This window comes from Roseateles sp. GW821-FHT09H11 (assembly GCF_059415845.1).
This window is the reverse complement of the sequence record NZ_JBWKOA010000003.1, coordinates 451,387-471,477: the sequence shown is the minus strand read 5'-3', so window position 1 is coordinate 471,477 and position 20,091 is coordinate 451,387. Positions and strand designations below refer to the sequence as shown.

General features: G+C 69.5%; 18 protein-coding genes and 1 pseudogene. 11 read left to right on the top strand and 8 right to left on the bottom strand.

Annotated features, from left to right (window positions below):
• Positions 1 to 105: 105 nt before the first annotated feature.
• Complete coding sequence (locus AC07PR_RS12910; RefSeq protein WP_495135538.1) at positions 106 to 1,029, top strand: M14 family metallopeptidase; 924 nt, start codon at positions 106 to 108, stop codon at positions 1,027 to 1,029.
• 189 nt (positions 1,030 to 1,218) lie between these two features.
• Positions 1,219 to 1,638: a DUF1579 domain-containing protein gene (locus AC07PR_RS12905; protein ID WP_495135537.1), complete on the top strand. Its 420-nt coding sequence runs from the start codon at positions 1,219 to 1,221 to the stop codon at positions 1,636 to 1,638.
• Positions 1,639 to 1,667: 29 nt separating this feature from the next.
• On the opposite strand, the gene AC07PR_RS12900 is transcribed toward AC07PR_RS12905, so the two are convergent.
• Positions 1,668 to 2,657 carry a dipeptide epimerase gene (locus AC07PR_RS12900; protein ID WP_495135536.1) on the bottom strand — a complete coding sequence of 330 codons (990 nt, stop codon included), beginning with the start codon at positions 2,655 to 2,657 and terminating at the stop codon, positions 1,668 to 1,670.
• A gap of 25 nt (positions 2,658 to 2,682) precedes the next feature.
• Positions 2,683 to 3,834 (bottom strand): NAD(P)/FAD-dependent oxidoreductase, encoded by a 1,152-nt coding sequence (locus AC07PR_RS12895; RefSeq protein ID WP_495135535.1) that lies wholly within the window; start codon positions 3,832 to 3,834, stop codon positions 2,683 to 2,685.
• 125 nt (positions 3,835 to 3,959) lie between these two features.
• On the opposite strand from AC07PR_RS12895, the gene AC07PR_RS12890 reads away from it, so the two are divergent.
• The gene (locus AC07PR_RS12890) at positions 3,960 to 5,342 is read left to right on the top strand and encodes a peptide MFS transporter (protein ID WP_495135534.1); all 1,383 of its coding nucleotides are present in this window, start codon (positions 3,960 to 3,962) and stop codon (positions 5,340 to 5,342) included.
• Here the strand turns inward: AC07PR_RS12890 and AC07PR_RS12885 are convergent.
• Positions 5,331 to 6,053: a helix-turn-helix domain-containing protein gene (locus AC07PR_RS12885; protein WP_483107350.1), complete on the bottom strand. Its 723-nt coding sequence runs from the start codon at positions 6,051 to 6,053 to the stop codon at positions 5,331 to 5,333. The genes AC07PR_RS12890 and AC07PR_RS12885 overlap by 12 nt on opposite strands.
• Before the next feature lie 175 nt (positions 6,054 to 6,228).
• Here AC07PR_RS12885 and AC07PR_RS12880 point away from each other — a divergent pair, with 175 nt between their 5' ends.
• From AC07PR_RS12880 to AC07PR_RS12865, 4 genes are all read left to right on the top strand, one after another.
• A complete protein-coding gene (locus tag AC07PR_RS12880; protein WP_495135533.1) occupies positions 6,229 to 8,514 on the top strand; it encodes a TonB-dependent receptor in 2,286 nt (761 codons plus the stop codon).
• A gap of 10 nt (positions 8,515 to 8,524) precedes the next feature.
• Positions 8,525 to 10,516, top strand: a complete 1,992-nt coding sequence (locus AC07PR_RS12875; protein ID WP_495135532.1) for a serine hydrolase domain-containing protein — start codon at positions 8,525 to 8,527, stop codon at positions 10,514 to 10,516.
• A gap of 69 nt (positions 10,517 to 10,585) precedes the next feature.
• Entirely contained in the window at positions 10,586 to 12,616 is a 2,031-nt protein-coding gene (locus tag AC07PR_RS12870) for a serine hydrolase (protein ID WP_495135531.1), read from the top strand.
• Between the two features lie 14 nt (positions 12,617 to 12,630).
• Entirely contained in the window at positions 12,631 to 14,094 is a 1,464-nt protein-coding gene (locus AC07PR_RS12865; RefSeq protein ID WP_495135530.1) for a M81 family metallopeptidase, read from the top strand.
• 37 nt (positions 14,095 to 14,131) lie between these two features.
• Here AC07PR_RS12865 and AC07PR_RS12860 read toward each other — a convergent pair whose 3' ends face one another.
• Positions 14,132 to 14,698, bottom strand: coding sequence for an STM3941 family protein (locus AC07PR_RS12860; RefSeq protein WP_495135529.1), 567 nt, complete (start codon positions 14,696 to 14,698; stop codon positions 14,132 to 14,134).
• A 77-nt stretch (positions 14,699 to 14,775) separates the two neighbouring features.
• Here AC07PR_RS12860 and AC07PR_RS12855 point away from each other — a divergent pair, with 77 nt between their 5' ends.
• A complete protein-coding gene (locus AC07PR_RS12855) occupies positions 14,776 to 15,021 on the top strand; it encodes a helix-turn-helix domain-containing protein (RefSeq protein ID WP_377152440.1) in 246 nt (81 codons plus the stop codon).
• A 325-nt stretch (positions 15,022 to 15,346) separates the two neighbouring features.
• Here AC07PR_RS12855 and AC07PR_RS12850 read toward each other — a convergent pair whose 3' ends face one another.
• A complete protein-coding gene (locus AC07PR_RS12850; protein ID WP_483107356.1) occupies positions 15,347 to 15,496 on the bottom strand; it encodes a hypothetical protein in 150 nt (49 codons plus the stop codon).
• Between the two features lie 114 nt (positions 15,497 to 15,610).
• Here AC07PR_RS12850 and AC07PR_RS12845 point away from each other — a divergent pair.
• Positions 15,611 to 15,742, top strand: a pseudogene (locus AC07PR_RS12845) (alpha/beta hydrolase); the annotation flags it as partial.
• 15 nt (positions 15,743 to 15,757) lie between these two features.
• Here the strand turns inward: AC07PR_RS12845 and AC07PR_RS12840 are convergent.
• Positions 15,758 to 17,302 (bottom strand): methyl-accepting chemotaxis protein, encoded by a 1,545-nt coding sequence (locus AC07PR_RS12840; protein ID WP_377152432.1) that lies wholly within the window; start codon positions 17,300 to 17,302, stop codon positions 15,758 to 15,760.
• A gap of 341 nt (positions 17,303 to 17,643) precedes the next feature.
• On the opposite strand from AC07PR_RS12840, the gene AC07PR_RS12835 reads away from it, so the two are divergent.
• Both AC07PR_RS12835 and AC07PR_RS12830 read left to right on the top strand, forming a co-directional pair.
• Positions 17,644 to 19,020, top strand: a complete 1,377-nt coding sequence (locus tag AC07PR_RS12835; protein ID WP_495135528.1) for an alpha/beta hydrolase family protein — start codon at positions 17,644 to 17,646, stop codon at positions 19,018 to 19,020.
• 66 nt (positions 19,021 to 19,086) lie between these two features.
• Positions 19,087 to 19,239 (top strand): hypothetical protein, encoded by a 153-nt coding sequence (locus AC07PR_RS12830; protein WP_297531206.1) that lies wholly within the window; start codon positions 19,087 to 19,089, stop codon positions 19,237 to 19,239.
• Between the two features lie 99 nt (positions 19,240 to 19,338).
• Here the strand turns inward: AC07PR_RS12830 and AC07PR_RS12825 are convergent, their stop codons facing one another.
• Together AC07PR_RS12825 and AC07PR_RS12820 are read right to left on the bottom strand one after the other, a co-directional pair.
• Positions 19,339 to 19,521, bottom strand: coding sequence for a CsbD family protein (locus AC07PR_RS12825; protein WP_431104799.1), 183 nt, complete (start codon positions 19,519 to 19,521; stop codon positions 19,339 to 19,341).
• A gap of 137 nt (positions 19,522 to 19,658) precedes the next feature.
• Positions 19,659 to 20,051 carry a YdaS family helix-turn-helix protein gene (locus AC07PR_RS12820; RefSeq protein ID WP_495135527.1) on the bottom strand — a complete coding sequence of 131 codons (393 nt, stop codon included), beginning with the start codon at positions 20,049 to 20,051 and terminating at the stop codon, positions 19,659 to 19,661.
• Between the last annotated feature and the right edge of the window lie 40 nt (positions 20,052 to 20,091).

Genomic DNA, 20,091 nt, shown 5'->3' with positions numbered 1-20,091 from the left:
GCGGTGGCATCCGCCGTCCATTCGAAATGCCGCCGCAGGATAGTCGAGCCTCGCGAATGGGAGACACTCGACCTCTTGATGGCCCTCCCCGGTTACGGAGCATTCATGACCTCAGCGCGTTTCTACCCCATCGGCACTCCCGGCGTCCCGTGGGGCGACGCCGAACGCACCGCCTGGCGCGAACGCCAGGTGGCCTTCCGGCGTTATCAGGACGACGTCGTCACGCGCGTCGAGGCCCTGGCCGACCGCTTCGAGATCGTCCGCTACGGGCAACTGGCGTATGGCGCCGACACCTACCCGCTGCTCGCGTTGAAGAGCCGCTCGTGGGATCCGTCGCGCCCGGTGGCGCTGGTCACCGGCGGTGTCCACGGCTACGAGACCAGCGGCGTGCTCGGTGCGCTGCGCTTCGCCGAGGAACACGCCGAAGCCTTCGGCGATCGCGTGAACGTCCTCGTCGCGCCTTGCGTGAGCCCGTGGGCCTATGAGCGCATCTGCCGCTGGAACTATCACGCGGTCGATCCCAACCGGAACTTCGGCGCGCGACGCGAGGCGGCGGAGTCGTCGGCGCTGATCGAGCTGCTGGCGCCGTACGCCGGCCAGTTCCTGATGCACATCGACCTGCACGAAACGACGGACACCGACATCACCGAGTTCCGCCTGGCGCTCGCGGCCCGCGATGGCAAGCCGCTCGAGGCCGAGGAAGTACCCGACGGCTTCTATCTGGTCGGCGACAGTGAGACGACCCGGCTCGATTTCCAGCAGGCGATCATCGAGGCGGTGGAGCGGGTCACCCACATCGCGCCGCCCGATGCGGACGGCCACATCATCGGCGCGCCCTTGAGCGCACGCGGCGTCATCGAGTTCCCCGTCCGCAACTCGGGGCTGTGCGCATGCGTGACGCGAGCACCGTTCACGACGACCACCGAGGTCTATCCGGACAGTCCGCGCACCAACCCGGAGGAATGCGTCGAAGCGCAGGTGACGGCGGTGCGAGCCGCGCTCGACTTCGCCATCGCGCACAGGCCCTGAGACGGGCATGAGACGGCATAAGACGGGCCTGAAACGGGCGTCCGGGTCTGCTGCCAGAACTGGACGGCCTCGCGCGGAAACTGGGCCGGTCGACCACCCGACCCGAGGCCCGCCATGCACACGCCCCCTTCCACAGGCGCCGATGATTTCAATTTCGAATTCGGCGCCTGGACAGTCCAGCACCGCCGATTGAATCGACGTTTGAGCGCTTGCGACGAATGGACCTCCTTCGAGGGTCGCTGCACGACACGGCCCATCCTGGGCGGTCTCGGCAACCTCGAGGACAACGAGCTGGATCTCCCGGAGGGCAGCTATCGCGCGGTGGCGCTCCGGTCCTTCGATACCACGAGCGGGCAATGGGCGATCTGGTGGCTGGACAGCCGCGCGCCGCATGCGCTGGACGTGCCGGTCAAGGGCCGCTTCGACGGCCCGGTCGGCCTCTTCTTCGCCGACGACGTGCTGGACGGCCGAGACATCAAGGTCCGCTTCACCTGGGACAAGCGCAACCCGGAGGAGCCCCGCTGGGAGCAGGCGTTCTCCGCCGACGGCGGGAGCACTTGGGAGACGAACTGGGTGATGCGGTTCACGCGGGTCTCCGCGGCGAGCTAGAGCAGCGCTGCGTCACAGCTGCAGTCGTCCTACCCCCACACCGTCACCGGGCAGTCCACCGTCCCTGCTCCGTACCGCACGCCGGGCACGACGTCCTGCAGCAGGATCGTCGGCCCGTCGAGGTCGACGATGTCGCACAGCTGGCCGACCAGCATCGCCGGCGCCATCGCCAGGCTGGTGCCGCCCATGTTGCCGACCATCACGCCGAGCTTGAGCACCCGCGCGCGGTGCGCCATCAGCAGCCCTTCGGTCAAGCCGCCGCATTTGTCGAGCTTGATGTTGAGCACGTCGAAGTGACCCGGCAGCGACTCGAGTTCGTCGAGGTTCAGGCAGCTTTCGTCCGCCGCCGTCGGCATCGGGAAATCGACGAGCGCCATGTCGGCCTCGCGGCCGCGCGCGAACGGCTGCTCGACGAGGCTCACGTCGCACGCGACCAGCACCGGCAGCAGCGGCTCGATCGTGGTCGGCGTGAAGCCCTGATTGGCGTCGACGCTCAGCCACACGTCGGGCCGCGCGCCGCGCACCGCCCGCACTCGCGCGATGTCCGCGTCGGTGTCGCCGGTGAGCTTGAGCTTGAGCGCCCGCATGTCGCGCAGCGCCAGCGCGGCCTTCGCCATCGCGCCCGGCTCGCCGGCGCCCAAGGTGATCGTCGTGGTCAGCGGTCGCGGCTCGCCGAGCCCCGCCATCTGCCAGACGGCCCGGCCGGCGCGCCGGGCTTCGAGTTCCCACAGCGCGCAGTCGACCGCGTTGCGCGCACCGCCCGGCGGCAGCAGGCGCCGCAGCGCCTGCCGACCGATGCCGCCCTCGATGGCCTCACGCACGGCCTCCAGCTGCGCCGGCATGTCCGCTGGACGGTCGTCCAGGTAGTAGACGCCGGCCGCTTCGCCGCGCCCTTCGTACGGGCCATCCCGCAAGACGACGCGCATCGCGGGCATCTCGGTGAAGCGGTAGCCGGAGATGACGAAGGGCTCGCGCAGCACGAGCTGCTCGACATGGCTGGACAGTTGAAGACGGGTCATGACATCGGGAACAGAGCGTGGAGGGTCAGGTATTGCGGAAACGATGAGGAGAAAGATCCCGGGCGTGCACGCCGGCAAGAGCGATGTCTTCGGGCAGGTCCTGGCCGAGCGCGAGCGCCGCCGCCGCGCGGCTCAGCGCCGGCGCGGTCTGGATGCCGTAGCCGCCCTGCCCCGCGCACCAGAAGAAGCCCGGCGCCGTCGGATCGAACCCCACCACCGGCGTGCGGTCGGGACTGAACACGCGCAGCCCGGCCCAACGATGGCGCACCCGCGCGACGCGTTGCCCGCTGAGCGTCTCGAAGCGGTCCACCGCGATGGCCACGTCCAGCTCCTCGGGCTGCGCGTCGCAGGGCGGGCTCGGCGTCTCGTCCGCCGGGGAGATCAGCAGCAGGCCGGCATCCGGCTTGAAGTAGTGGCTCTCGTCGATGGCGATGACCGCCGGCCAGTCGGCCGCCTCGGCGGCGGCAACGCCCGCCGGCACGTCGATCAGCGCGGCGGTCCGCCGCAGCGGCTGCAGGGACAAGGGCGCGACGCCGGCCAGTTGGGCCACCGTGTCCGCCCAGGCGCCGGCCGCGTTGATCACCAGCGGCGCGCGCACGCTGAAGCTGTCGGTGCGGGCGAGCCAGCCCTTCTTCTCCCGCACCAGCTCGCGCAGCGGCGAGCCGAGGTGCAGCCGCACGCCACCGGCCCGGGCCTGGCGAAGGTAGCCTTGATGCAGCGCGTCGACATCGATGTCCGCCGACGTGTCGTCGAGCAACGCGCCCTCGATCCGATCGCGCTGAAGGATGGCCAGGCGCCTGATCACCTCGTCCGCATCCAGGCGGCGCATCTGCGCGCGCACGTCCTCATCCGCGGCGAACCGGTCGGCGATGGCCTGCTGCCCGGCGCCGATCAGATAAAGCGTGTCACGCGCCCGCAGCAGCGGCACCTCGGCGAAGCCCGCCGTCGGTTGATCGAAGAACGGGCGGCTCGCCCGCGTCAGCGCCCGGACCGGCGCGTTGCCGTAGAGCGCCGAATACAGCGCCGCGGACCGGCCGGTCGTGTGATACCCGGCATGCGCTTCCGCTTCGAGCACGGCCACCGTCATGTGCGGCGCCAGGTTCGCCGCGACCGACGCCCCGGCGATGCCGGCCCCGATCACCAGGCAATCCACGCTGCGGGCGGTCGTCTCACTCATGGTTTTTAGCTACTTTCCAAAATGGAAAATAACTCTACCATCCAGACAACTCGATGCACAACCTTGTTTGTCACGGGAAGACCCGCAGAAATCCTTCCGGAGGCACCGCGACGATGAGCGCCACCATGACCACCCCCAGCCCTGCCCCCGACGCCGCGACGCCCCTGCGCGCGACCTGGTTCGGCCAGCCGCGCGGGCTCACCGTGCTGTTCCTGACCGAGATGTGGGAGCGCTTCTCCTTCTACGGAATGAGCGCGCTGCTGGTCTATTACATGACCAAGCAGCTGCACTTCTCGCAGGCGGACGCTTCGCTGATCTACGGGCTGTACACGGGCGGCGTGTTCCTCACGCCGATCGCCGGCGGCTACCTCGCCGACCGATGGCTGGGAAGGCGCCTCGCGATCGTGATCGGCGGCAGCCTGATGGCGGTCGGGCACTTCGCGCTGAGCTGGGAGGCGCTGTTCTACCCGAGCCTCGTGCTGATCGCGCTGGGCAACGGCCTCTTCCTGCCCAACCTGCCGAGCCAGGTCGGCGACCTCTACGCCGAGGACGATCCGCGCCGCGGCGGCGCCTACAACGTCTACTACGTCGGCGTGAACCTCGGCGGCCTGCTCGCACCACTGGCCTGCGGCACGCTGGGCGAGGTCTACGGCTGGCATTGGGGCTTCGGCGCCGCGGGCGTGGGCATGTGCGTGGGCCTGGCGATCTATCTGCTCGGCGGGCGGCATCTGCCGCAGGACCGGCCGCGCGACACGTCGGCCCGCGCCGCCAACGCCGCGAGCCCCGATGCGGCGGGGGCCGCGGGTTCGACCGGCTCCATGGGCGCGGCGGGATCTGCGGGCGGGAACGCGCGTCGCAAGCTCGGCGGCGCGGCGATCGTCATGCCGCTGCTGCTCGTGGCCTTGTCGGTGATGGTGTTCCGCAGCGCCTACGCGCACAGCGGCAACACGCTGGCGCTGTGGGCGGACACGAGCGTCGATCTGCACGTCTTCGGTTTCGCGATCCCGGTGACCTGGGTGCAGTCGCTCAACCCGCTGTTCGTCTTCCTGTTCACGCCGCTGCTGATCCGCGCATGGCGTCGCGCCGCCGTGCAGGGCCGTGAACCGGCGCCGGTCCGGAAGATGGCGATCGGTGCGGCCGGCGTCGCCGCGGCCTACCTGCTGCTGGCGGCGATGGCCTCGATGTCCGATGGCAAGCCGGTGAGCGGCCTGTGGCTGCTGGTGTTCTTCGCGGTCTACACGATCGGCGAGCTCTACATCCTGCCCGTCGGCCTGGGACTGTTCGCTCGGCTCGCGCCGTCGGGCATGGGCGCGACGGTCATCGCCGCGTGGTTCCTCGCGGCCTTCGCGGGCAACCTGCTGTCGGGCGTCGTGGGACGCGCGTGGGAGTGGCTCGGCCCCGCAGGCTTCTTCGTGCTGCTCGCGGCGCTTGCTGCCATGTCGGCTGTCGCGCTGTTGGCGCTGACGCCGATGCTCAGGAAGCTGGAAGCTCCCGCCTCAACGCTTTGACGAACGCGCCTTGCCGCCCGCCTTCGCACCCTTGCCCGAGGGCGCTGGCGCCGGCGCCGGCTCCTGCAGTCGCCGCGAGACATCGATGAAATGCTGGCTGAAGCCGTCCGGCGTGCCGCTGCTGCGCGGCGCGCAGGTCGCCAGCACGCGGCAGCGTTCGTCGGACGCCTTCAGGTAGGCGTGCCCCATCTCGCTGTCGAAGTAGATCGAGTCACCCGCCTTCAGCACCACGGGCGCATACAGCTCGCAGTGGAAGGCGATCTCGCCCTCGAGCACGTATGCGAACTCCTCGCCCGGATGGCGGATGAGGTCGCCGAACTCCGCCTTGAACTCGTCCAGCGTGCGGGCGCGGACTTCGGCGATCAAGGGCGTGACGCGCTTGTTGAGCAGCTCCGTCGCCAGGTAGAGCTGCTGGTAGCTCTCGGTCACCACCTGCTGCCCTTCCCCCGCGCGCTCGACGATGCGGCGCCCGCCGCCGCCCGGCGCGGCGCGCGTGCCCGGCACGTCGGCCAGCAGCTCGGCCATGTCCACGCCCAGCCCCTTGCTGAGCAGCATCAGCTTGTCGTAGGACAGCGAGACATTGCCCTTTTCCAGTTTGGAAAGCGTCGACACCGCCAGGCCGGTCCGCCCGCTCACGTCGCTGAGCGTCAGGCCCAGCCGTCGGCGCACGCTGCGGATGTGGTCACCAGGAAGGTTCGAGTCGATGGCCATGGTCGGGAGAAGCAAACAGTGCGGCGATCTTAGCAAGGCCTCCCCGGCGGACCACCGCGATCACCCTGAGTTGAAGCTTCGCGCGATAGCAGCTAAGGTTTCCACCAATGCGAAAGCTTTTTCCAAAATGGAAACTTGTGGCTCAACTTCGCCCGCCTCGCCAGGAGTCCACCGAATGAACGCCTCCCCCCGCTCTCCCCGCTCCGGCCGCCGAGCGTCCGCCGCGCGACGCTTCGCCGTAGCGCCGCTGCTGCTGCCCTGCCTGGCGGCGATGCACGCGTTGCCCGCCTGGAGCCAGGCCGCCGCACCGGCGGCGCCCGCCTCGCCGGCCTCGTCCGCGGTGCCCACGGAGAAGCAAGGCGACCGCGCCGCGGTCAAGGCGGAGAAGCTGGAAGTCGTGACCGTCACCGCGACGCGCCGCCGCGAGCCGCTGCGCGACGTGCCGCTGCGCGTCGAGACGATCAGCACCGAGGGCCTGGAGCGTTCCGGCGCCGGCTCCCTGGTCGACTACGTGGGCAACCTGCCCGGCGTGGACGTGAGCAGCGACGGCGGCCCCGGACGCGGCCAGGTCAGCATCCGCGGCATCAACGTGGGCAGCGCCGGCACGGCGACGGTCGGCACCTATGTCGACGAGGTGGCCTACGGCTCCAGCACCGCCTTCGGCGGCGCGGCGGTGGCTGCGCTCGACATGTCGCTGCTGGACCTGCATCACATCGAGCTGCTGCGCGGCCCGCAGGGCACGCTCTACGGCGCGGGCGCGATGGGCGGCCTGCTCAAGTACGTCACCAACGAACCCGACACCCTGGAGTTCTCCGGCAAGGTCGGCCTGGGCGTGCGCGGCATCAAGGGCGGCGCGCTCGGACACACGGAGAACGCGGTGGTGAACGTGCCGCTGAGCGCCGGCGTCGCCGCCCTGCGCGTGGCCGCCTTCAACGACCATGACGGCGGCTACATCAAGGCCTCCGGCCTGGCGCCAGGCAAGCACGTCAACGACGGCGACACGCGCGGCGGACGGGTCTCGCTGCTGCTGGAGCCGATGTCGACGATGAAGGTCCGCCTCTCCGCGGTCGACCAGAAGATCGAGCGCGACGGCACCGGCGTGGTCCAGTACGACGTCGGGACGGGTCAGCCGATCCACGGCGACCTGACCCATGACCTGTCGATCTCCGAGCCCTACAGCATCCGCACGCGGCTGCTCTCCGCCGACGTCGACTACGACTTCGGCTGGGCGCGCCTGAACGCCATCGTGTCGAGCCAGCGCTTCAACGGCGACACGCTGCTGGACGCCACCGAGATCCTCGGCGGCGGTGCCTTCGACTTCGTGCAGCTGGACAACCGCACGAAGCTGCGCAAGGAAACGCAGGAGCTGCGCCTGACGTCGGCGCGGGGCACCGTCGAATGGCTGATCGGCCTGTATCACAACAAGGAACGCAACAACTACCACCAGCGCCTGTGGGGCCGGCCCACCGGCGCCGACGCGGACATGGAGCTCGTGCGCGTGGGCCAGCCCGCGAGCTACGAGGAGAACGCCGTCTACGGCGACGTGACCTGGAATCCGAGCTCGGCGCTCTCCTTCACGCTGGGGGCCCGCGTGGCGCGCAACAAGCAGGCGTACGAGACGCTCACCAACGACGTCCCGGACTTCCCGACGCCGGCCACATCCAAGGACCGGTCGAACACCTACCTGGTGACGGGTCGTTATTCGCTCGACAAGCAGAGCAGCGTGTACGTCCGCGCCGCCAGCGGCTACCGCCCGGGCGGTCCCAACCCGCAGGCCATCGACGAGAACGGCCAGGTCATCCCCGGCGCGCCGACGTCCTTCGAGGCCGACACGCTCTGGAGCTACGAGGCCGGCTACAAGGCCGACCTGCTGGACCGGCGCCTGTCGCTGGAGGTCGCGCTCTTCGACATCCGCTGGAGCAAGCTGCAGCAGCCGCTCGCCTTCGGCGCGACGACGGTGATGGGCAACGCCGGCAAGGCCGAGGTCAAGGGGCTGGAACTGGCGTCGCGTTATGCGATCAACGACGACTGGCGGCTGGAGGGCAGCCTGGCCTGGACCGACGGCAAGCTGAAGGAAGACGCGCCGGCCCTCGGCCCCTCCGGCGCGAAGCTGCCGAACTCGGCCCGGCTGTCCGTGTCCCTGGGCGCGCGCTACGCCTTCGCGCTGGCCGGCAAGCCGTCCTACGCCAGCCTGCAGGTGCGGCACGTCGGCAAGCGCAACGCAGGCTACGACAGCGACACCACCTCCATCCCCAACTTCGTGATGCCGGCCTACACGCTGGTCGACGCGCAGTGGGGCATGGACTTCGGCGCCTGGCAGCTGTCCGCCTTCGTCCGCAATCTGACCGACAAGCGCGCGATCCTCGGCGCCGACACCGCCCTCACCGCCTTCGGCGGCCCGCTGCGCGCGACGCCGGCGCAGCCGCGCACGATCGGCGCCACGGTCACCTACAACTTCTGAACGCCGACCCATGAAGCCACTGACCTTGCGCCTCGTCGCGCTGATGCTGGCCGCGTTCGGCGCCGCCGCGCCGAACGCCTCCGCGCAGACGCCGACCACCACGCCAAAGTCCGCGCCGATCTCGCCGATCACTGCGACAGCACCGGCTTCGGCGCCCTCCGCCGCGACGCCGACCGCCAGCGCGAAGGCAGCCGCCCAGCCGATGACGCTGGCCGACACGCAGGCCTGGCTCGACGGACTGATGCCCGCCGCGCTGAAGATGGCGCAGGTGCCGGGCGCCGTCGTCGTCATCGTGAAGGACGGCCAGCCGCTGATCCAGAAGGGCTACGGCTACGCCGACTGGGAACGGCGCGTGCCCGTCGATGCGGATCGCACGCTGTTCCGCCCGGGCTCCGTGTCCAAGCTGTTCACGTGGACGGCGGTGATGCAGTTGGTCGAGCAGGGCAAGCTCCACCTGGACGCCGACCTCAACCAGTACCTCGACTTCAAGATCCCCCAGTTCAACGGCAAGGCAATGACGCTGCGCCATGTGCTCACGCACACGACCGGGTTCGAGGAGACGGCGCGCGACCTCATCACCTATTCGGGCAAGTCGCCCGACCTGGCGAAGGTGCTCAAGGACTACATCCCGCCCGCGCTCTACGAGCCGGGCGCGCGGCCGGGCTATTCGAACTACGCCACGGCGCTGGCCGGCTACATCGTGCAGCGCGTCAGCGGCCTGCCCTTCGACGACTACGTCGAGCAGAAGATCTTCGCACCGCTGGGCATGCGGCACGCGAGCTTCCGCCAGCCGCTGCCGCCAGCGCTCGCGCCGCTGATGTCGCAGGGCTACGAGAAGCAGGGCGAGCCCGGCAAGGGCTTCGAGATCGTCAGCCTGGCGCCCGCCGGCAGCCTGTCGGCGACGGGCGCGGACATGGGGCGCTTCATGCAGGCCTTCCTGCAGCAGGGCCAGCTCGGCGAGTCGCGCCTCCTCAAGCCCGAAACCGTGAAGCAGATGCACGGCCAGTTGACGAAGCCGATGCCGGAGCTGCTCGGCATCGGGCTGGGCTTCTACCAGCACGATATCAACGGCCATCGCGTCGTCGGGCACGGCGGCGACACCATCCTCTTCCACACCGACCTGCTGCTGTTCGTCGACGACGGCATCGGGCTGTACATCTCGGTCAACTCGCCGGGCAAGGACGGCCAGGGCAAGTGGCTGCGGGACACGCTGCTGGAGTCCTTCGCCGACCGCTATCTGCCCGATGCGCGCCCGGCGACGCCGCGGCAGGTCGACGACGCCACCGCCAGGCAGCACGCGCAGCAACTGGCCGGCTCGTACCAGAGCACGCGGCGCGAGGACTCGACCTTCTTCTCGCTGCTGCCGCTGCTCAGCCCGCTGAAGGTGCAGGCGCTGGACGACGGCCGCGTCGCGCTGGAGCTGGCCGGCTCACGCAGCGTGTTCCGCGAGGTCAAGCCGCATCTGTGGGAGGAGGAACACGGCAAGCGCCGCCTGCAGGCCATCGTCGAGAACGGTCGCGTGTTGCGCTGGGGTCTGGAGCCTTACGTCTTCGCCTTCGTGTTCGAGCCGGTGCCGGCGTTGTCGAGCGGGCTGGCGCTGCTGCTGGTCGGGCTCGCGCTGGTGACGATGCTGCTCACGGCGCTGCTGTGGCCGGTGGCTGCGGTGCTGCGTCGCAAGCACGGCATCGCGGCGCCGGGTCGGCCGTTGCTGGCGGTGCGCGTCGCCAGCGTCCTCGTGCTGCTCACCGTGGCGCTGTGGACGCTGGTGTTCACGCGGCTTGAAGGCGACGGCGACCTGAGCGTCGTCCTGCCGCTCGCGCAAGGACTGACCCTGCTGGCCTTCATCGGCGGGCTGCTCGCGGCGCTGTGGCACGCACGGCTCGCCTTCAAGGGCGGCAGCAAGGCGGCGAAGGCGCTGGCCGTCGTCTGGGTGCTGGCCTTCGCCGCGTTGATCGTGATCGGCGGCGCCCACCACCTGATGAGCTTCAACCAGAACTTCTGAACCCGAGGCTCCCGGGATGGAGTCGGGGCGCGCCCACAAGGCGCGCCTGTGTCGCTTGAAGGATGCTCGATGAATCCGATGAAGAAGGCCGGGCTCGCCGGTCTGGTGACCCTGGCGCTGACGATGTCCGCGACCTTGCTGTCCCACGCCCAACCGAGCGGCCAGCCCGCGGCGCTCCCACCGGAGAAGCCGCTCCTGCCGAAGACCGCCGCCACGCCGGAGCCGCCACTGCCGTCCGCTTCGGCGCCTCGCCCCGCCGTCGCGCTGACCGCCGCCGATCTCGAAGCCTGGCTGGACGGCCGCGTCGCCTACTCGCTCGAGGCCGGCGACATCGCCGGCGCCGTGGTGTCCGTGGTGAAGGACGGCAAGGTCCTGTTCCAGAAGGGCTACGGCTATGCCGACGTCAAGGCCAAGGTACCGATGAGCGCCGAGACCTCGATGGTGCGGCCCGGCTCGACGTCCAAGCTGTTCACCTGGACGGCGGTGATGCAACAGGTCCAGCTCGGCAAGCTGGATCTCGACCGCGACGTCAACGACTACCTCGACTTCAAGATCCCGCAGACCTTCGGCAAGCCGATCACGCTGCGGCATCTGATGAACCACACGGCCGGTTTCGAGGAAGGCCTGAAGGACCTGCTCGCCTACGACCCGAAGCTCGCGCCGTCCAACGAGGACTACCTGAAGCAGCACCCGCGGCCGATGCTGTTCGCGCCGGGGCAGGCGCCGGGTTACTCGAACTACGGGGTCGCGCTGGCGGGCTACATCGTGCAGCGGGTGTCCGGCGAGCCCTTCGACGCCTACGTCGACCGCCACATCTTCCAGCCGCTCGGCATGCGGCACTCGACGACCGCGCAGCCGCTGCCGGCGAAGTTCGAGCCCTTCATCGCGAAGGGCTACCGGCAGGCGAGCGATCCCGCGCCCTCCCCGTTCGAGCTCGTCGTCACCGCGCCCGCGGGCAGCGGCAGCGCGACGGCGGCGGACATGGCGCGCTTCATGCTCGCGCACCTGCAGCAGGGCAGGCTCGACGGCGTCGAGCTGTTGAGCCCCGCCACCACCGCGCTGATGCACAGTCCGTCCGCACAGGCACGGCCCGGCTTCAACGTGATGGCGCACGGCTTCTTCCGGGAGTACCGCAACGGCCACACGCTGCTCGGCCACGGCGGCGACACCATCGTGTTCCATTCCGACCTGAGCCTGCTGCCGGACGAAGGCGTCGGCATCTTCGTGTCCTTCAACAGCCGCGGAAAGGACTCGGCGGTCTACCTCGCGCGCAAGGCCCTGATGGAAGGTTTCCTCGACCGCTACTTCCCCGGCCAGCCGGTCGTCGACGCGCCGGCGCTGGCCTCGGCGCCGAAGGACGCGCAGTTGATCGCGGGCCGCTACCAGACCTCGCGTCGCGTCGAGCACGGCTTCCTCAGCGCGCTGTACCTGATGAACCAGACGGTGATCGCCGCCAATCCCGACGGCACGATCGTCGCGCCCTCCGGTCCGACCGGCGAGATGGCCACCTTCCGCGAGGTCGCGCCGCAGCTGTGGCGCAAGCAGGGCGGCACGCAGGAGCTCGCGCTGGCCGACGTCGACGGCGTGAAGACCGTCATCGACAGCGAGAACCCGGTTTCCGTGCTGCAGGAAGCGCCCTTCCTGCGCTCGGCGCCGTTGACGCTGAGCATCCTGGGGTTGTCGCTGCTGGTGCTGGTCAGCGCGCTGGTCGCGTGGCCGCTGGGCGCGCTGCTGCGCCGCGCGGATCGGGCCACGAGCGGCGCGTCGCCCGCGCTGCTCCGGCTGCGCCGCTGGCAGCGCATCGCGGTCATCGTCGACGTCGTCTACCTGAGCGCCTGGATCGTCCTGATCATGCCGGTGCTCAGCACCGACCTGGCGATCTACAACGGTGGGAACGACTGGCTCTTCGGCCTGATGCAGCTGAGCGGCGTGTTCGCGCTCGCGGCGGCCATCGTCGGCGTATGGGTGGCATGGCGGCTGTTCCGCGTCGATGCGACGCGTCTCACGCGCATGTGGGGCGTGCTGGTGGCGCTCGCGCTGGTGGGCATCGTCTGGATCGGCGTCGTCGGCCAGTTGATGAGCCTCAACCTCAACTACTGAGCATCGAACGTCCCATGAAGTTCTTCATCGCGCACCTCGCCACCGAGACCAACACCTTCGCCCCGGCGCCGACGGGGTTGGGGGGGTTCGAGGAATACGGGATCTTCCACGGTGACGCGAGCCGGCGCGATCCTCAGGGCACTGGCGCCTTCATGCGATTCCTGCGCGATCTGATCGAGGCGGACGGGCATGAAGTCGCCGAGAGCCTGTGCGCAATCGCGCAGCCCTCGGGTCGCACGGTGCGGCATGTCTACGAGGCGCTGCGCGACGAGATCCTCGCCGACCTGCGCGCGGCGATGCCGGTCGACGCGGTGCAACTGCTGCTGCACGGCGCGATGGCCGCCGAGGGCTATGACGACTGCGAGGGCGACCTCGCGGCGCACATCCGCGCGGTCGTGGGTCCGGACGTCGCGATCGGGATCGAGCTCGATCTGCATTGCCATCTCACGGCGTTGATGCAGCGCTCGGCGGACGCGATCGTGGCTTTCAAGGAGTACCCGCACATCGACGCGGAGCCGCGCGGGCGGGAGCTCTACCGGATCCTCGACGACACGGCGGCGGGCCGCGTGCGCCCGGTGACGGCGACCTTCGACTGCAAGATGGTCGGGCTCTGGCACACGACGCGCGAGCCGATGCAGTCCTTCGTCGCGCGCATGCAGGCGCTGGAGCAAGAGCCGGGCGTGTTGTCGGTCTCACTCGGTCACGGCTTCCCGTGGGGTGACGTGCCCGAAGCGGGTGCGAAGCTCTGGGTCGTGATCGACAACGACCCGGCGCTGGCGCGCTCACTCGCCGAGCAGTTGGGGCGCGAGTTCTGGGACCTGCGCGACGAGATCGGGCCGGAACTGATCGATGTCGACGGCGCGCTCGACCGCGCGCTGGCGATGGGCGAAGGCCCTGTCGTACTGGCCGACATCGCCGACAACCCTGGCGGCGGCGCGCCTTGCGACAGCACCTTCATCCTCCGCCGCATCGTCCAGCGCGGCATCGGCAACGTGATCGTCGGGGCCTTGTGGGACCTGGGCGCGGTGCACATCTGCCGCGACGCGGGCGTGGGTGCGGAGCTCGACCTGCGCATCGGCGGCAAGTGCGGCCCGGCCTCGGGCGATCCGCTGGACCTGCGCGTGGTCGTTCGCGCGGTGGTCGAGGACCACTCGCAGACCGCGCTCGGCACGCGCGAGCGGCTGGGCACCTGCGTGCGCGTCGAGGCGGCGAACGGCGTGCACATCGTGCTCTGCTCGATCCGCACGCAGACCTACGGCACCGACGCGTTCACCGGCCTGGGCCTGACGCTGGAGAACAAGGCGCTGATCGTGGTGAAGTCGACGCAGCACTTCCACGCGGAGTTCGCGCCGATCGCGAAGGCGGTGCTCTACGTCACCACGCCCGGCGCGATGAACTGCGATTTCGCGAGCACGCCCTACCGGACCAGGTCGCTGGACTACTGGCCGAGGGTCTCAGACCCGCACGGCTTCGGCTGACACGCCGCGCCGTCGGCGGTCGCCCGGATCGTGGCGATCACCGGCCCTGCGCGGCGCCGTACTTCGCGTGGTACGCCGAGCACAGCCGCACCAGCTCGTCGAAGTTGATCTTCAACGTGGTCGAAGCGATCGCGAGCGGGCTCCCGCACAGCTTGAAGTTCATCCGGTTCAGGGACCGCTTGAGCGGATTGCCGCGCTCGATGTACGCCTCGGGCGACACCACGCGGATCACCAGCATCCTCGACTGCTGGATCACCAGCACGTCGAAGCCGACGATGTCTCGCCAGGGAATCAGGCCCGCGGCGACGCCGCTGGAGTTGTCGACGATGCCGTCCTCGCGCAGCACCAGACCGGGCGACCGGTCGAAGAGCTTCCTGAAGGCGAAGGCCGCGACGAGGCCGAAGAACGCGATGCCGATGAGGCCCATCGCATGGACCAGCGTCAGATGGCCGAGCGGTCCGCCCTCCAGCGCCGATCCCGGCTGCGCGCGGAACATCCACCAGCCGCCGACGACGAACACCATCGAGCCCGCCATCACGAGCAGCAGCTTGGTCCTGCTGAGCGGAATGATCGTCTGATCGCTGGTCTTTTGATCTCGACTCACTGGCCTTCCTCCATTGCAATTGCCCGGGCGGCAGTGTCGCCGCATTGCCGCCCGCCGCCGGGCGAGAATGCCACCCCATGGCACAAGGCAAACGCATCTCGGTGGACATCGACGAGGACGCCCTCCAGGCGATCAAGGCCCTGGGCGCCGCGGCGAAGGCCGCGCGCGTGGCAGCCGGCGAGAGTCAGGGCGCGGCGGGCGCACGCCTGGGCGTGCATGTCCAGACCGTCGCGCGGATCGAGTCCGGCGAGCCCGGCGTCGCGATCGGGCATGTCTTCGGGATGCTGGCCTTGTATGGGATCAGGCCGGCGCTGCCCGGTTGAATCCGCCCCGGCCCGCGGCGGGCATGTCAATCGATTGACGGGGCTAACCACGAGCGAAAACCTGGCGCGGCGATGTCACACTCTCGCGCTTTATTTTTACGGCTCGAGGGAGAGAAGAAGGTGCCTACCTGCTGTTCAACAGCCGCGACTGGCCGAAGCCGGATGAGCCGCTGTCGCGGGAAGCGAAACTGGACTTCTGATCCCGCACGCTTGCGCCACTGCTTCGACGAGGCGTTGAGCCGCGCTTGACAGAGCGCAGTCTGCGCGCGCCGAAAGGCCTCGGCATCGGATTCGTGGACGGCGACTTCGGTCGCCGCCGCCCTCGCTACGGTTGTTCGTCGGCCGCGGCGAGCGCCCGCTTCAGAAGGGGAAGCACCGCGTGGAAGTTCAGGGTCAGGTCTTTCTCGGACCTCACCGGATCGATCTCGGACCCTGCGATCAGTTGGGTCACGTCGTAAGCGGTCTCGTGCTTCATGCCGGTGAGCGTAGCCGACGCCGAACCTGCGGCAACTCGATCACATGCTCAAGCAGCGCTTCTACGCGGAGCCACGCGAGGTCTTCGCCACGGAGGTCATGCACGAGAACGCGTTGGAAGCGCGACGTGCCCGACGCGGAGGTCCGGTTCTTCGACACCGGCCACTTCGCGCTGGAAACGCACGTGCGGGAGATCGGTCCTGTGATCCGCGAGTTCCTGGACCGCAAGGTGCCTCGCGCGAAGTGAGCGGCCGAGCTCGTATCAGGCCAGCTTGAAGGTCGCCACGACCTTGACGAGCTGCTCGGCCTGCGCCTTCAGGCCGCTCGCGGCGGCGGCCATCTGCTCGACCAGCGCGGCGTTCTGCTGCGTCGCCTGGTCGATGTGGGTGACGGCCTCGCCGACTTGGGCGACACCGCTCGACTGCTCGCTGCTGGCTGAGCTGATCTCGCCGATGATGTCGTTGACGCGGCGGATGCTGCCCACCACCTCGGTCATGGTCTCGCCGGCCCGGTCCACCATCTTCGTGCCCTGCTCCACCCGCTCGACGCTGGCGGTGATCAGGCGCTTGATCTCCTTGGCCGCCTCGGCGGAACGCCCGGCCAGCGAGCGGACCTCGGACGCCACGACGGCGAAGCCGCGACCCTGCTCACCCGCGCGGGCCGCTTCCACCGCCGCGTTCAGCGCCAGGATGTTGGTCTGGAAGGCGATGCCGTCGATGACGCCGATGATGTCGCCGATCTGACGCGACGAGTCGTTGATGCCCTTCATGGTCTCGACCACGCGGCCGACCACCTCGCCGCCCTGCACCGCCACGTCCGACGCGTTCTGCGCCAGCTGGTTGGCCTGGTGCGCGCTGTCCGCGTTGTGACGCACGGCGGCGCTCAACTGCTCCATCGAGGAGGCCGTCTCCTCCAGCGAGCTGGCCTGCTGCTCGGTGCGCGCGCTCAGGTCCATGTTGCCCACGGCCATCTCGTCGCTGGCGGTCTGGATGCCTTCCGAGGCCTGGCGCACCTGGCGCACGAGGTCGGTGAGACCGCTGCTCATCTTGCCGAGCGAACCGACCAGGTAGGCGATCTCGTCACGGCCCTCGACCTGCAGGCGCTTGGACAGATCGCCCTGGGCGACCGCGTCGACGAGTTCGATGGCCCGCGCCAACGGCCGCGTGATCGAGCGGGTCAACGCGATCGCCAGCACGATGCCGAGCGTGATCGCGACCCCGCCCAGCACTTCCAGATGGAACTGGGCGCGCGCGGTGTCGGAGGCGATGGTCTGGTTCAGGTCGTCGATGACCTTGCGCTGGTAGTCCAGCACGGCGGTCAGGGCGGCCACGTAGGCCGGCGCGACGACGCTGAACTCGCTGTCGTAGATGCGGTTGGCCTCGTCGGCCTTGTCGGCGCGCTTGGCCGTCATCATGCGGTCCCGCGCGTCGAGGTAGGCCTTGCGGGCCGCGTTGAACTTCTCCAGCAGCGGCTTCTCGCTGTCGTCCGTCGGCAGGTCCGCGAGGGCCTTGACGATCTCGTTGCCGCGCGCGGTCGAGGCCTTGGCCTCGTCGCGGAAGAGCGCCTCGAGCCCGCCGTCCGCATTCTTCGCGATCGCCTTGCCGCGCGTCACGCCGGCGACGACGTTGCGCAGTTGCTCCTCCAGCAGGCGCTCCTTGGCCAGCGGCGACGCCATCATGGCCTGGACGGCGACGGACGCGCTGTTCAGGCGCAGCACGCTGACCACCAGCATCAGCGCCAGCAGCAGCAGGATGAGGGCAAAGCCAGCGCCAAGCCGGGTACCGACACGCATGTTGTTCAGAGTCATGAGGACCTCATCCAGGACAGGGGGTGGAAGCGGTCGGCGGGTGCTGGGGGGAGCCCCCACCGGGTTGGGCGCGAGCCTATGCGCTTGTTTCATCGGCGGACAGACCCGGCACGGGCGCGACCCGAGCGGCGCCGTGAACAGCTTGACGAAAGCCGCTCCGTTACGCGGGGAGGGACCGGCCCCCGCAGGACGGATCGACGACAGCCCGGTCCGCGGATGACGCTCGTCGGCCCGGATGGCAGTTCGTCACGGCTCGCCGGTAGCGCGTCACCTGGCGGTCGCCTCGAGCGGGGCGGACATCGAGACTCCGGCTCTCCGATGATGGACCTGCGAGGAAAAGAATGACATCACTTGCCGTGCTGCCGCTGTGTGCGCTGCTGGCCGCGACGCCCGCTCCCACGATGGCCCAGCCTGCCCCGGCGGATCGGGCGCCCGCTGCCGTCCCGCTCACGACGAGCTGCCTGGTCGGCGCCTATCGACTGGAAAGCGGCCGGACGCTGGACATCGCGCCGGCCCGAGGCAACAGCTTGCGCTGGACCGTGTTCAGCGGCGAGACGGGCCGGCTGCGGCCCCTGCCCGACGGCGCCTGGGCCAGCACCGTCGGATGGACCGATCGCCCGGCGGCGGACACGCTGTCGTCAGCCGACTGCGACAAGGGCGAGATCACCTTCGGCGGACAGCGCGGCCAGCGCATCGCCTTCGACGTGCGCGAGACCACCTTCGATGCGGGTGGCGTCCCGTTGGTCGGGCGTCTGGTCATGCCCAGGGGCCAGGGCCCCGTGCCCGTGGTGGTACTGCTCCACGGCTCCGAATCGGACTCCGCACGCGAAGGCGATGCGCTTCAACGCATCTTCCCCGCGGAGGGCATCGGCGCCTTCGTCTACGACAAGCGGGGCACCGGCGGCTCCGGTGGCGCTTACACGCAGGACATCGGCGTGCTGGCGGACGATGCGGTGCTGGCCATGAAAGAGGCTCGTCGACTGTCGGGCTCACGCGCGGGCCGCATCGGCTATCAAGGCGGCAGCCAGGGCGGCTGGGTCGCGCCGCTGGCGGCGGAGCGCGCCCCGGCGGACTTCGCTGTCGTGAGCTTCGGCCTGACGGTGTCCATGCTTGAGCAGGACCTGCAGAGCGTCGCGCTGGAGATGCGCGCCAACGGGCATTCCGCGCGGGACACCGAGGACGCGCTGGCGCTGACGCGCGCCGGCCAGCAGGTCATCGAGACGCGTGGCAGGGAAGGCTACGAGGCGTTCGACGCACTGCGGGAGCGATACCGCTCCCGGGCCTGGTTCAAGGACGTGCGGGGCAACTTCCTGCATCTGGTGCTGCCGCTCGACAAGGCGCAGATCCTTGAGGGACTGAACACGACCTACAAGTTCGACGTGTCTTTCCGCTACGACCCGATGCCGACGCTGCGGGCCTCCCGCACGCCGCAGCTCTGGGTGCTCGGCGTCGACGACCGCGTCGCGCCAAGCGCCCGCTCCGAGGCGGACATCCGCGCCCTGATCGCGGCGGGCAAGCGCTACACGCTCGCCGTCTACCCCGGCGCGGATCACGGCATGACCGAATTCGAGCGCACGCCGGATGGGCAACGCGTCTCCACGCGTTACGCCGAAGGCTACTTCGCATTGATGCGGGACTTCATCCGGAACGGTCAGGCCGCAGACGTCGGCGATCGGTATGGGAAGGCCGTCATCACCCGACCCTTGGCGGTGAAGTGACCGGGGCTCGCGGCAGTAGTAGAGTGCCGCCATCCCGACCCTGAACGACCAGAAGGAAATCAAGCCATGCCAAAAGGCGAGCAACGCAACGACAAGGCCAACAAGAAGCCCAAGAAGGACACCAGCACCCCCAAGGAATCGTCCTCCGTCTCCACCCGGCCGGTCGCGCCGATGACGGCCGTGATGCCCAAGGGCAAGCTGAAGAACAAGCCGGGCTGATCGCCCGCTTCGTCCGACCGGTCCGGATCGACCGGTCAGGACCATGAGAAACGCCGGCGGGACGCGAGTCCCGCCGGCGTTTCCACTGGAGCCGGGCGATCAGTGCTTGCCCGCGTCCTTGGCCGCTTCCTTCACGTCGCCGTAGGCCTTCTGGGCCTTGCCGTCGACCTGCTTGGCCAGGCCCTTGGCCTGTTGTTCGGTGCTGCCGACCACTTCACCGGTCTTCTGCTGCACCTTGCCAGCGATGTCCTTGGCGGCGCCCTTCACTTGGTCCTTGTTCATCATCATCTCCGGAAGTTACTGCGTGTCCCGCAGGGTGCGATGGCACTGGAATCATCCTAGGCGGGGCGGCTCCCGCCGGGTGACGGCGGGCGGCGCATCCTCCCGTCGGAGCGGTCCTACAGGTTTTCGAACAGGCGCTACCGCCCATCGCACGCCCGGGAGAACGGATTGCGCCGGGGCATGTTGGCGATCTCCTGCAGCGTCCACAGCTCGGCCGGCGTCATGTGGACCAGTTGCCCCAGCGCGGGCAGGCGGTCCGTGGGGATCGTGCGACCGCCCGTGCGGGCTTCGCTGACGTGCTGCCGGGGGACCTTCAGATGACGGGCCAGCGCGGCCTGGCTACCGCACAGGCGCACGGCCCGATCGACCGCGCCCTGCCAGGTCGGCGTCGACATGGGCGCGCTGGCGTCGCGGGCGACCGCCAGGACGCCTGAGATGGCGCCGGGGATGGCACCTGGGATGGCGCCGGGGATGGCGTCGGGGATGGCGTCGGGGATGGCGTCGGGAAAGAGGGTTCCAAGAGTTTCCATGACGAAAGATCCTGCTGCCGCGTCGGCGGACAGCCGATGG